This is a genomic window from Acinetobacter sp. WA-87, assembly GCF_039938935.1.
Classification (GTDB): domain Bacteria; phylum Pseudomonadota; class Gammaproteobacteria; order Pseudomonadales; family Moraxellaceae; genus Acinetobacter; species Acinetobacter seifertii.
The window spans coordinates 1,164,897-1,177,676 of the sequence record NZ_JBDUVF010000001.1 but is presented as its reverse complement, the minus strand read 5'-3'; the positions used below and the strand labels follow the sequence as shown (position 1 = coordinate 1,177,676).

The 12,780-nt window shown below is 34.6% G+C and carries 11 protein-coding genes; 6 read left to right on the top strand and 5 right to left on the bottom strand.

The window, feature by feature from the left end:
* Positions 1-157: 157 nt before the first annotated feature.
* The 3 genes from ABFY81_RS05570 to ABFY81_RS05560 all read right to left on the bottom strand — a co-directional run bounded on the left by ABFY81_RS05570 (position 158) and on the right by ABFY81_RS05560 (position 2,895).
* Positions 158-901: a TSUP family transporter gene (locus tag ABFY81_RS05570; protein WP_019458230.1), complete on the bottom strand. Its 744-nt coding sequence runs from the start codon at positions 899-901 to the stop codon at positions 158-160.
* 43 nt (positions 902-944) lie between these two features.
* Entirely contained in the window at positions 945-2,009 is a 1,065-nt protein-coding gene (locus ABFY81_RS05565; RefSeq protein WP_019458229.1) for a hypothetical protein, read from the bottom strand.
* Between the two features lie 67 nt (positions 2,010-2,076).
* Positions 2,077-2,895, bottom strand: coding sequence for an alpha/beta hydrolase (locus ABFY81_RS05560; RefSeq protein ID WP_347913283.1), 819 nt, complete (start codon positions 2,893-2,895; stop codon positions 2,077-2,079).
* A gap of 585 nt (positions 2,896-3,480) precedes the next feature.
* Here ABFY81_RS05560 and ABFY81_RS05555 point away from each other — a divergent pair.
* The 6 genes from ABFY81_RS05555 to ABFY81_RS05530 all read left to right on the top strand — a co-directional run bounded on the left by ABFY81_RS05555 (position 3,481) and on the right by ABFY81_RS05530 (position 11,234).
* A complete protein-coding gene (locus ABFY81_RS05555) occupies positions 3,481-4,740 on the top strand; it encodes a ParB/Srx family N-terminal domain-containing protein (protein WP_347913282.1) in 1,260 nt (419 codons plus the stop codon).
* 763 nt (positions 4,741-5,503) lie between these two features.
* Positions 5,504-6,058, top strand: coding sequence for a TetR/AcrR family transcriptional regulator (locus ABFY81_RS05550; RefSeq protein WP_347913281.1), 555 nt, complete (start codon positions 5,504-5,506; stop codon positions 6,056-6,058).
* A 256-nt stretch (positions 6,059-6,314) separates the two neighbouring features.
* Positions 6,315-9,068: a type VI secretion system Vgr family protein gene (locus tag ABFY81_RS05545; RefSeq protein ID WP_347913280.1), complete on the top strand. Its 2,754-nt coding sequence runs from the start codon at positions 6,315-6,317 to the stop codon at positions 9,066-9,068.
* Positions 9,069-9,070: 2 nt separating this feature from the next.
* Positions 9,071-10,318, top strand: coding sequence for a hypothetical protein (locus tag ABFY81_RS05540; protein ID WP_347913279.1), 1,248 nt, complete (start codon positions 9,071-9,073; stop codon positions 10,316-10,318).
* Complete coding sequence (locus tag ABFY81_RS05535; RefSeq protein WP_347913278.1) at positions 10,318-10,671, top strand: hypothetical protein; 354 nt, start codon at positions 10,318-10,320, stop codon at positions 10,669-10,671. Before ABFY81_RS05540 ends, ABFY81_RS05535 begins: the two co-directional genes overlap by 1 nt.
* 209 nt (positions 10,672-10,880) lie before the next feature.
* Entirely contained in the window at positions 10,881-11,234 is a 354-nt protein-coding gene (locus ABFY81_RS05530; protein WP_347913277.1) for a hypothetical protein, read from the top strand.
* 238 nt (positions 11,235-11,472) lie between these two features.
* Here ABFY81_RS05530 and ABFY81_RS05525 read toward each other — a convergent pair whose 3' ends face one another.
* Entirely contained in the window at positions 11,473-11,943 is a 471-nt protein-coding gene (locus ABFY81_RS05525; RefSeq protein WP_347913276.1) for a hypothetical protein, read from the bottom strand.
* 238 nt (positions 11,944-12,181) lie between these two features.
* Entirely contained in the window at positions 12,182-12,541 is a 360-nt protein-coding gene (locus ABFY81_RS05520) for a hypothetical protein (RefSeq protein ID WP_000416091.1), read from the bottom strand.
* Positions 12,542-12,780 lie beyond the last annotated feature (239 nt).

Here is a 12,780-nt window from a genome sequence, read left to right as displayed (position 1 = left end):
ATTATTAAACTTTACTATTAAAAAAATAAAAAGAAATCAAGTTTTTCTAAATGTAGCAGTGTGAAATTATTTGTTGTGTCCTGTAGCAAGAGGTTCTTACCAGATTTAAGAACCTCAAGGAAACATGCTATTGATCTGCAAATATTGAAGAAACAACTTAAAAGAAATGGCTTAAATATATAAAAATTGGGTTTTTAGGGTCTAAAAGTAACTTTAAAGCCATACATAAGCTGATGATTATGAGTAAGGGCTTGATCACTCTTGAGCCAAATCTTACCGCAAATTTTGCGCCTATCGAGGCACCAATAAAAGCTCCACCAGCCATCACAAAAGCTATTGGAAAAATGACGTATCCTTTAATGATAAATATAGATAACGAACCTAGGTTACAAGCCACATTTGCTAACTTGGTATAAGATAAAGCGCTTACTAGCTTAAATCCTAATAACAGTACAAATGCAACGATGAAAAATGAACCAACCCCGGGACCAAAAACGCCATCATAGAACCCTAGTAACGGCGCTACTAGAAGTGCAAATAAAAAATAAGGAATAAGAGGTTTTTTATCTACATCACTGAGCTTTGGTGAAAAAATAAAATATAAAGCAACCAAAATTAAAAGTATTGGTACGATAGTTAAAAGAACATTTTTAGGCATCAGGGTAACTGAAAGTGCCCCTAATGTTCCCCCTAAAAAAGACATACAAGCGATAGGGATTGCTTTACGCCACTCGATGAGCCCTTTTCTTGCAAAACTAATAGTTGCTGAAAGTGTTGCAGAGGCTGCTTGTAATTTATTGGTTGCTATTGCAGATACGGGAGGGACACCTGATAAAAGCAATGCAGGTAGAGTGATTAAACCTCCTCCACCTGCAATAGCGTCAATAAATCCAGCTACCATAGCCACTAAGCCTAAGATAAGGAGGAGTTCAAAATTCAATTTATTAGCCTTTCACAATAAGTGGATTTTTTTGCAGCACAATATAATCAAGATTTTTTCTATAACCAAATAATCGAACTAATGTTCTACGGTTATCTTTAATAATATCTCGGCAATGTAAGCATAAACTATTATTAATAATTAAAACTGTATTAGGATTTAAATTAATTGAATCAACAATATGCGCTTGTCGAACAATTGATTCAAATTTATAAAAAGCATTTTTAATTTTTAAAGAAGCATTTTCATTTGGAGTGAATCTATAGGAATTATATTTCATGGCTATATAACCATGTTTATCTACTTCTAAAATAGAAACGTTTTCTCCACCAGATCCTTGGCCTTCATTAAAAGTTTCACTTCTAGTAAAGTTAAAACTTTCTGTTGTTAAAGCCATTGTCTCTTCAAGAGTTAATTGACTTAAGATTCTTGAGATTGGAATTAAACTAGTAGGTTCATTTAAGGGATTCCATCTTGCTGTTAAAATTAAAGAAGAGGGAGCAGGTGAATGATTATTAACAACTTTAGTCACTGTATGATAAGGAGCTTCGGTGTGTGCAGTTAGTGCTATACCTGAATGTGAACTCTTGTCAGGATTCTCATTTTCAATTTTTGTGATTCCACCACCTTTTAAGTTTGCAACAACTCTAACGATTTTGCCTAAATTATCTATATCAAATGCGAAAGCATCTTCCTCAAGCAGTGCCAATATAATTTGTTCAGAAGAAGCGAGTGTTAATATATCTATATCTGTTTCAAGTAATTCAAGTGACGGTAATTGTGTTGATTGAGTAATATCAATTTTACTACGATCTAACTTTTTAATATTGAGTCCTTCAAGAACGAGATAAGGTATTTCTCTACGAATATATTTTTCAATAATACTTTTTTCATATGAGTTTAACTTTGCAATTAGTATTTCTTTAAAAGCTAGAATTTTATCTTGAACATGTAAAGAATCAGGGCCTCCTAGTAAAGCCAGTTCATATGACATTTCACTAATTAAATGAGAAATTTCGGGAGAAAGATAAAGATGATAAGTGTCTAAGTTTTTAACTATTTGATTCATGGCTAGTTTATTGTGATTAAAATTCAGCTAAAGACTAGAGCGTCTCTTTTAAAAAATCAATATTTTTTTAAATATTATATTTTATTATATTTTTTATTAAGTAATGATCTTTGTCTTTCTCAATTATTAAATTGAAGTTTGCTTTTCGCATAGAAATTGTTTTGAAAGTATGAACTATTTCATACGGAATAGGAGAGTACTTCGTAACTTCATTAATCTCATAAAATCCTTTTGACTTACCATTGTTAGTTTTTACTCCATCCAGTTCGCCATAAATAATTAATACATTTTTCCTATAACTCATTAAGAATTTCCAAATTGATGAATAATAAAAACTATAAGGTTTTGAAATTTCATTTTTAAAATCTGGCCCATACATTTTATTTACTGCCTGATCTGAATATATGGCTGGGCATAATAAAATTAATTCATCTATTTGAAATTTTTTTGCTAAATGAATTGCAATATAACCACCCAAACTATATCCAATAACAATATCTACTTTTTTTAAAAGGCTATAAAAAGTCATACTTTCATTTATGTTTTGAGATAACGATGACGTCGTTTCGCTTGTATTGTTTAAACCACTTAAGTTAAAGGAAAGTGTTGCAATATTTTTACTTCTAAGAAGCTCTTCTAAAGGGGTTAAAGAGCTTAGATCAGAGTTACCCCCATGTATAAGTAATGCTACTTTCTGTGGGGAATCCTCGCCATAACTAAATTTAGCCTCTAACTCATAAGTACCAAAGTCATGAGTAAAAAAGAAAGAATTTACATTTTCGGCTGTATTGTAATTTTTCAGCTCGTGTGTGGGCAAGCTTGTTACTTTTGAAATAGTATTAGAAAGATATCTATGAGCAATTGATAAGTTATCTTGCTTTTCCATGACTGATTATTCCTGCTAAAAGTGTAAAAACTTTGTTATATAAAATAAAATTTAAATAATAATGAGCTTAAATATTTATCTTTAAATTTTTATATTCTATTTGAATAAATATTATTTGAATAGATATGTTGAGTTTAATATATCTTTTACAAGTAGCGAATAATATGTAGATACAGTTGTAATGGGTAAAATAGTGGCTCTTGATAGGTGACCTTAATCTAATGAATGATTTCAGCTTCGGTAAGCTGGTTGCAAGGTCTACAAAGTTTGACGTCAATTTATTGGGTGTTGTGAAAGCTATATAAAGCTAGGTGAGTTTTACTGTTTTCTTAAAGTAAAAGATCAGGGGATATAAAGGCTGAAGTAAATAACCTTTTCTGAATTTGCAGATATTAAATAACTATTTTTTGATTTTAATTTAAAAATAACAAAGTTCTGACATTGTTAAGTATTTTTGAAATGCTGAGTATAGAAAACCATATTTGACTAATCGAACTATGTATTCATCAAAATGACATCGATTGGTCATATAAATGAAATCCTGCTGTACAAAAATAATGCAATTTATTGGGGTAAATTCCAGTCATGCAGAAAAAATCTTATAAAGTTCTAAGTTTGGTATTTCTTGTTGCGAGCATGATGGCTATAACTGCTTGCAATGATAGTAATGATCAGCAATCTACGGCAGTTTCTCCAACACCTACAGATACCCGTGACCAGCGTTTTCTTACACTCAAAACCAATGATGTAATTCAAGTTACGATTGCTGATTTGATTCCGACGCAGGGTGCAATTGGTTATGATCAAATTTATTATAAATTAGGGCGTTGGCAAGGTGATTTACAGCGCCCAACTTGGCAAGCAGATCCAGTCAATCAATTAGTTTATTTAAATAAAACCATTGGTAAGAAGTTTAGTGATTATTGTGAAGCGATTGGTGCAAAAGGTCGTGATGATTTTACAAGTCTGCAAGACCTTCAAAAAGCCAATTTAAAACAATTGGAGACATTTAACTGTCAAGAACAGCCGGGCACTGAAACGGCTGATTTGAAAACAGTTGTTGTTGGTTATGATGGGCGCCTTTATCTGACCGATGGTCATCATACAATGACCGAATTCCGTGAGCTGCCTGATGGCGGTGGTCAACTTAAAGTATGGGTAAAAGTTGTTGGGAATTATAGCGATAGTAAAACTGCGGATGAGTTTTGGGCGAAAATGCTTGCCAATGGCCAAGCATGGTTAAGAGATGGGAAAAACCAACCGATTTCATATCAACAATTACCTAAAAACTTAGGCCTAAAATCGGCAAGTAACCCTGATGGTATGCAAAATAATCCATATCGTTCACTGGTCTATTTCACACGTGATATTGGTTATAGCAAAGTTGCTAATGCAACGGACTATACTGAGTTTTTATGGGAAGATTGGTTTAATAAGCAAATCGACAAGAACTTGGTACATCCTTTAAGTTTCTATCATACCGATGCGAATGTGTATGGTGCTGCAGATGTATTGGCAACTACTGAAATAAAAGCTGATTTAACTGTATCGGGTAGTGCAACAGGCTATCAGGCAGCGGTTGCTGATTATTCATTATTGATGGGAAGTACCAAACCGACTGATATTATTTATGGTACTTCAACTGCCGCAGATTTGGGGGTATTACAGCTTGTGAAAAATGCTGCTAAAGGTTCTGTTACGGCGACTTCAATTTCTAATCTTGCAGATTTGACCCGTGACGAAATTAAGAAAGATAAAACACCGCGTACAGGTGGAAGTATTTGGTATGCGGTAAATTACAAGTTATGTGGAAAACCCGCTACAGGAACGTGTTGGGGTTGGTAATTCACGAATATTTAATAAGAAAGGGGTGGTAAAGTCACTCCTTTTTTGTATGGTTAAATCATTAGCGTTTGATCAGAATAGAATTAATTATTTAAAAATTAAAAAACATCATTTGCTCTCACTTAAGTCCTAAACATCTCACCTTGCACACGTTATTAAGATTTTTTCTATTTTTATAAACCTCAAATTAACAATAAATTCTTAATTATTTATCCTTACTTTTTAATGATCTAATTTAAAACAAATGTCATTTTGTGTGCTTGACTGTAAGAGGGTTGGGAACTATTCTTTGCCTGCTGGCCACATTGCCAGCCGGCTTTGACAGGCTGATTCAAACGAGCACTAAAGGTTTTATACTTTTAGTGTGTGCACCCTCGTGCCCCCTCTGCGGTGGAACGGGAGGGGGACACCTTTGGGTGTGCTGGCCTCGTTTGACCAGTCTGTCAACCTTCTTCCGTTCTGCCACCATAATTTTAATGTTTTGGCAGAACTCCCAATAAAAAGGAGTTGGCTTTGCACATCCATTATTTCTTGGCAGCCGTTGCCAAAAGCTATAACGACACCACTTAAAAATTTAAAGCAGCTTGATGGCCTTTAGGGTTTTCAGGCTTTAAGTCATTACGGCTCAAAAAACTTGCATCAACTATAAAACTTGAGATGTGCCAAGCACTGTCTTACGGCTTTGCTGTGCCTTTTTTTCTCCCAGAAAGGGCACAGGCTTTTTTCTCTTTTAGAAACAACAAAAATTTAAAACGGTAAAACTATGCGAAATTTAGAAATCTCTTCCAAAAAACTACATGTAGTTCAAACTACTATACAACTCATTACAACACATGGATTCCATAATGTAGGTGTAGACTTGATTGCTAAAGAAACTAAAATCGCCAAAGGTACGCTTTACAACTATTTCCACTCAAAAGAACGCTTAATTGAAATGTGCATCGCCTTTCAAAAGAGCCTGCTCCGAGAGGAAGTGCTCTCTATCATTTACTCAAACCGTTACTACACTTCAAAAGATAAGATCAAAGAAATTATTGTGTTACATGCCAATTTAAACAGCCTGTATAACCTTTTACTTAAAGCTATTTTTGAAATAAGACTACTTCACCCACAGGCTTACCGTATGGCGGTTGAATATCGAAAATGGCTGAGCCATGAAATTTTTGATCTGATTTTTAGCGGAGAAATCCGCGAGCCAAAATTCGATGCGAATATGGTGGTAAACCTTATAGATGGTTTACTGTTACAAGTTTTAAGCTCAAACGGTTTGGAAGAAAGAGATATGGTGGTGGAACAGTTCTTTATGTCAGTGGGATAGAGGAAAAACTCATACTCATTATTCAGTATATGGCCTGAGGGGGATTTATTATGATTTTTTTTAATAATGATAATTTGAACTCTAGTACTAGGCCCTACTAAATTATTACTATTTACTTAAGTTTTAGCTTTATATTTTTTCTATAAAATAGTTATAAAACTAAGGTTAAAACTGAAGTTAATACAAACGAGATAGACAAATCTGTCTATTTTTAATAAAATATAGTCGATTGTAACTCAAATTTATAAATAAAGTGATGTTTAATAATATTACCCAAGTTTTAGAGAGTGTTGGTTTTCTCTCACAACATCGTTCGGTGTATCTCCAGTTTTCAGATGCATCCCTGAATAGTCAGGTCTTTTTACAACGTATAGATGGGCAACATTATCTTAATCAGGGCATGACAGCAGAGCTGATTTGTTTATCAACAAATGCCCATATTCCACTCAAAACATTTATTGGAGTGCAAGTTGCTGTTGACCAAGTAACAGACCGAGGAAATTTTTTCCGTACGACTGGTATTATTACTGGAGCATCGCAGGGACAAAGTGATGGTGCTTTAACTTTATATAAGCTTGCTGTAAGTGATCCAACTTATCTCTGGCATAAACGCAGAAATAGTCGTGTGTTTATGAACAAGAGCGTGAAAGAAATTAGTGAAATTCTATTTCAGGAATGGCAGGGGAAAAGTCCATTATTTGCTTCTAGTCTGACTCTAGATTTGAGCGGATTGAAACAGACCTATGATGTCCGTCCTTTTGTTATGCAGCTCAATGAAAGTGATTATGACTTCTTAACTCGCTTATGGCGTAGTGAAGGCATAAGCTGGCTCATTGACGAAGCTGAGCTTACTGTCGCGAGCAATACAGATGATATTCAGCCACAAAAATTACGTCTGATTGATGATAATAACCAATATCAAGCACTGACAAGAAGAGCGATTCGTTACCACCGCAGCAGTGCAACTGAACAATTCGATAGCATGACTAGCCTCATGGCTGACCGTAGTTTACAGCCGACCTCTGTTTTTGTGCAGCGTTGGCAGTCAGATGTATTAGAGCAAACTGATGGGGTAGGCAGTGTCCAAAGCAAACATCAACATAGCTCTAACTACGACAATCAAAGCTTAAGCCTTGAAGAAGCATGGCACTATAGTCCGGCATGGATGCAAGACTTAAATGGCGAAGATGGGGCAACCTCAGCAAGTAATCAACAACTAGAAAAGTTCAATCAGAACCTAAGTGCTTATTATGATGCTCAGTCTAAGCAGTTTATTGCTAAAACCACAGTACGAGATACCCAAGTCGGCTATTGGTTTGAACTCAATGAACACCCTGAAATTGATCAGCATGACGGTGCAGATAAAGAGTTCTTAATTGTAGGTAAGAACTACTATAACCAAAATAATTTACCCAAAGATTTAAACCAGCAAATCCAGACTTTAGTTCAACAAAGTGATTGGCAAGCGAGTAATAATGACGAGCGTCAAGCGAATCAGTTGATTTTACAACGTCGTCATATTCCAACTACTCCAGCGTATAACCCACAAACCCATAGTCCTGCCACTCATCCACAACGTGCGAAAGTGGTCGGTCCTGAAGGTGAAGAAATCTATGTAGATGAATGGGGGCGTATTAAAGTCCGCTTCCTATTTACCCGCAGTGATGACCATAGCCATGATGGTGGAGCAGGAACCAACAATAATGACACTGATTCAGCTTGGATTGACGTTCTAACACCGTGGGCTGGAGAAGGTTACGGTGCACGTTTTTTACCGCGTATTGGTGAAATTGTTGTTATTAACTTTTTTAATGGCGATATAGACCGACCGTTTGTGATGGGTCGAGTGCATGAGGCTCATCGCCAACCAACTAAATTTGATAACAAAGGTAAGCTTCCCGATACGAAAAAGCTAAGTGGTATTCGTTCTAAAGAAGTCTCGGGTGATGGCTTTGGACAACTCAGATTTGATGATACACCGGGCCAAATTAGTACCCAGCTACAAAGTAGTCATGGTGCAAGCCAGTTAAATCTGGGGAAACTCAGTCATCCTAAAGATAAAGCGGAAAGTGAAGACCGCGGTGAAGGTTTTGAACTGCGAACGGACCAATGGGGAGCATTGCGTGCAGGGCAAGGTTTATTGGTATCCACTCATAAACAGGATAATGCTAAAGGCGAACACCTCGATGCCGAAGTTGCCAAAAAGCAACTTGAAGGTAGTCAGACTAACAGTAAAGCACTGAGTGACATCGCTAAAAACCAGAAAACCGATGAAATAGAATCGATTGAACAGTTAAAAGATTTTGCCTCACAAATTCAGCAGAACGTCGCTAAATTTGAAAAAGCTTTACTGCTTTTAAGTTCACCAGATGGCATAGCTTTGAGTACGTCTGAAGATATTCATATCTCGGCTGATTCACAAATCAATCAGGTTGCTGGAGACAGTATCAATATAAGTACTCAAAAGAATGTCATTGCCCATGCTCAAAATAAGATCAGCCTCTTTGCAGCACAAAGTGGACTAAAAGCTGTAGCAGCACAAGGCAAGGTAGAAATACAAGCTCAGGCAGATGCGCTGGATGTGTTGAGCAAACTTGGAATTACTATTTCATCAACCGATGACAAGGTCATCATTAGTAGCCCGAAAGAAGTCAAAATTACGGGTGGCTCATCTCAAATTACCCTAAATGGTTCAGGAATCTTTCCGAAAACTGGCGGGAAATTCCAAGTCAATGCTGGACAGCATTTGTTTATGGGAGGAGAGCAAGTTAATAACGCAGTTCCCCAATTACCTGTATTAGGTGAGCGAAATCAGCATAATTTGCGGTATCTTTTGAAAGATAAAGAAGGTATTCCGTTTGCCCATCATAAATATATTGCTTTTTTGCAAGATGGAAAAAAGCTGGAAGGTATCACTGATAAGAATGGATATACTCAATTAATTAATACTGTACGTCCAGAAGAAATATCTATCCATTTGTATAACCATGAAGAAATTAATATAGATTAGTCATGACAAAATTCTATCCATATGTTGTATTAAAAACAAATGTTAGTCCTAAATTGTTAAAATATAACATTTATATATACAACACAGTACTCAACCAAGCTGAGACAGCTATCCTTTTTAAAGATACTGCTTTTAAGAAAGTAGGTAATGAGCTTTATCAAACTAAATCGGTTGAAATCGATAGCTCAAAAATAGGGTTAGAAAGACTGAGGGATTGTGTCATTATTCTTAATTTATATCGACTAACTACTTCTGGGCAAGAAAGTTTAGTAATTAGTCGATATATTGTTCCAGATAAAATTGAATCTTATCCTTACCCAAATCATGAAAAGAATAAAAATATTCCAGTAACAAAATATGTTGAGTCAACAGCTGTCACTAAAGTTGTTAAAGGCGATGTTTCTAAAAATGATTTTGAACTCGCTTTAAATAGAAATCGAATTTTTCAGTGTATAGACTCTGGGTGTAAACCAGGAGAGGCAAAAGATCCTTTTTCTAAGGCCCAAATTGAAGCTGGTTTACAATCCCGATTAAATGAACCTTTTCCTGATCAGGATTTTTCATCATTGTGTGGTGCAGCAGCTTACTTTTTTTGTCTAATAAACTTAAGTCCCTCTAGATATAAATTAGCAGTAAAACAACTCTGGGAAACTGGTCAAACTAAAATTGGTGAACTCTCAATTCAACCTTCACAGGATGGATGTAGACGAGTAAAAAATTTCTATCGTTCTAATGGTATACCTAAAGTTCCTCCAATTGACTGGATTACACTTGCAAGTTTACGTGAGTCAGAAAATTTTAAATTAAAATTAGATGATCCCGGACATGAGGTAGCAGGGATTACGACGCCTATGGAGTTAGAACGATGGTTTAGAAAATCAGGTTTTCACGTAGCTGCCTCATACCCAATCAAAATGGGAGGGTATGATCGATATTTTATTTCTGACATTAACAGTAAATATGCTGGACCTGATTATTATATTGTGACTTTAATTTCAGCAAGTCTATTGGATAGTGGTATTAGTTCAGGAACTAAACTGGTTCCTGATCACTGGATTGTTTGGACCGATAAGTTAAGGAACTTAAATGGCCAACCCATTAATGAATCTTCAAATACATTTGATACAAAAGTAACACTCAAAATGTTTACTTGGGGTGAGAATAGAACAAGATTGAAGAAAGAATTATCTTTATATAGCTTTGATCGAAAGGTTTTTTTTGCACTTGTAATAAAAAAGGAAAATTTCTAATGAAAAATAGACTAATCTTCATTTTTTCAGTCCTGTTGATGCTTACTGGATGTAGTAAGAAATATACAATAACACCTGATAGTCTGCCTATAGCTCATGTTAATCAAAATTATCAACAAATTATTAATATTTCAGGCGGGAAAACAGTGGATAAATATGTGGATTTTAAAAATAATATTCCTGATGATTTAGGTATATCGGTTAGTCCAGATGAAAGTAGTGGCTATAATCAAATTACAATCAAAGGTATTCCAAAATACACAGGTGTATTTACTATTTATATTTCGACGGGATTCTATGCTGGTGGTGATGCTGAAATAAATAAAACCTATACTCTTAAAGTCGAGAAATAAATATCTTGAATTTTAAGAATTTATAAAATTAAACTATTCTCCTTTATAAATAAGAAATAGTCTATTAATTTTAGACTATTTCTTATTTGCACATTTTATCAATGCAAATTTAATAATAAATTTTAATATTTGGAAGCCTCCTTAGTCGTGATAGTTAATTTCGACAAAAAAGTATTTTTTACTTTAATTGTTAAAAAGGAGAAATTTTAATGAAAATTAAACTTATCGCTATTTTCTCAATATTATTGATACTTACAGGTTGTGGTAAGAAATATACGATTACACCTGATGAATTACCAGTTGCTCAGGTCAATCAAAAATATTATCAAGAGATTCATATTGAAGGTGGTAAAGTCGTTGATAAAGATCAACCATTGAATACAAATATACCTGAAGATTTAGGAATAACAGTTCAACCTGCTAATAATCTCGATGGTTATAATATTATTGAAGTCAAGGGAACCCCAAAGTATAAAGGTACATTTACAATTCATATTTGGGCGGGTTTTTATGGAGGTGGTAGTAATGAGATTAATAAAACCTATACTTTTAAAGTTGAATGAAAGAAATATCATTTAGTATCTATACTTTTATGTACGCTTTTATAGAAAACTTAAAAATATAGTAATACATGGTATTTTAATTATGATTGATGGTGCTAATTTTGTAGGACTTGCAGCAACAATAAAGACTTGATAAATAATTGAATTATGGCTTCTTATTACTGAGTTAACTATGTATTCCTTTATTGTTTTGAGCCAAACAACTTGTTTGGCCCTTATTTTAGAATTTAATTCCTATCTATTCAGACTGAGCCAAGTCACGTTCACGACATGATAATTCATAGTAATTACCTTTTGGCAGAGAACGAATTTTAAAGCCATAGTAATCACTAGTTGACTCTATAGGGCCGACACTACATTGATTTGTTTTTGCAAATTTTTCAATCAATTTCAAATTAGAATTTTGCTTAAATACAGCTCCCCAACCTTCACTTACACAACAGCCCACATATTCAGACATATATTCATCTGAAATGAGTACGACATTTTGTCCCATAAACTCATAAGGTTTCTTGAGTTTATATATATCGTTATAGTCTGCTCGCGAAATATTAGGTTTCTTGGCTAAAAAGCCTTTTTGTTTGAGTATTTGGAACTTTAAAAAATTCTGAGGCCCAGTACCAAGTCCTCTATAAACCGAATTATTAACTTCTGCAAAGCTATATGAGCTAAGCAGACTGACTAAACTTAAAAATAGTATTTTTCTCATTTTAAATTTCAAAAGTTATATGAGGTCGTAATTCTTTCATATCTTATAAGTAGCGTAAAGTAAGTAGCTGATTTTTATAGTCTACACATAAAATATAGTGTCGATAAAAGGTTGTTATTAAATTAAGTTTTCTTTGAACTAGATGAGATAATAGGGGGAGGAAAGCAACCTAAATGATAACTTTCCTTTGTTTTTAAATTATGAGAAAAGCTTTAAAACTAAGCTTAATGAAATAGAGTTATTTCTTTACTTTAAAGCGGTATTTACATTTTAGGCAGCGGTAGTCCTGAAATATATTTTTATCGATCATTACGCCTGCTTTTTTACCAAAAATATTGCCAACTACACCGCCAGTAATACCTGCACTGATTGCACCGACAAATGTTCCTACAGTCCCACCAACAATCACACCTAATGGCCCAGCTACAGTACCAATCGCTGCTCCTATAGAAGCACCTGTTGCAGCACCGCCTACGGTACCCGCTGTTGTTCCCGCAGCTGTTAGTAAAACACCGCCAGTGGTTTTAAGTAATTTATCATGATCACGTGTTTCAATTTCTGTAGAACCACACTTTGGGCATTGCAGCGTTTTTTCCATAAAATTTTTCCTGTCTTTCATCATTAAGTGACGCAGTGAATGGAGCAGAATCAGTAAAGTGGGTAAAGAACACGACTTATGGCGAAGCGTCTTTTTCCTGATTGGTGATCGCAACGATATACCTGGTCAGCCACGATTTTAGCTGAACATTGGCACAAATATTTATAGATCATGTAAACACTTGTACTTTAATAATCATCTCTTAAAAATGTCTTAAGCACCATTTTTAAATGGATAGC

Coding starts and splice junctions, on each gene's coding strand:
- ABFY81_RS05520 (WP_000416091.1), bottom strand. CDS start 12,541: ATGGAAAAAACGCTGCAATGCCCAAAGTGTGGTTCTACAGAAATTGAA.
- ABFY81_RS05550 (WP_347913281.1), top strand. CDS start 5,504: ATGCGAAATTTAGAAATCTCTTCCAAAAAACTACATGTAGTTCAAACT.
- ABFY81_RS05540 (WP_347913279.1), top strand. CDS start 9,071: ATGACAAAATTCTATCCATATGTTGTATTAAAAACAAATGTTAGTCCT.
- ABFY81_RS05560 (WP_347913283.1), bottom strand. CDS start 2,895: ATGGAAAAGCAAGATAACTTATCAATTGCTCATAGATATCTTTCTAAT.
- ABFY81_RS05565 (WP_019458229.1), bottom strand. CDS start 2,009: ATGAATCAAATAGTTAAAAACTTAGACACTTATCATCTTTATCTTTCT.
- ABFY81_RS05535 (WP_347913278.1), top strand. CDS start 10,318: ATGAAAAATAGACTAATCTTCATTTTTTCAGTCCTGTTGATGCTTACT.
- ABFY81_RS05545 (WP_347913280.1), top strand. CDS start 6,315: ATGTTTAATAATATTACCCAAGTTTTAGAGAGTGTTGGTTTTCTCTCA.
- ABFY81_RS05570 (WP_019458230.1), bottom strand. CDS start 901: ATGGTAGCTGGATTTATTGACGCTATTGCAGGTGGAGGAGGTTTAATC.
- ABFY81_RS05530 (WP_347913277.1), top strand. CDS start 10,881: ATGAAAATTAAACTTATCGCTATTTTCTCAATATTATTGATACTTACA.
- ABFY81_RS05555 (WP_347913282.1), top strand. CDS start 3,481: ATGCAGAAAAAATCTTATAAAGTTCTAAGTTTGGTATTTCTTGTTGCG.
- ABFY81_RS05525 (WP_347913276.1), bottom strand. CDS start 11,943: ATGAGAAAAATACTATTTTTAAGTTTAGTCAGTCTGCTTAGCTCATAT.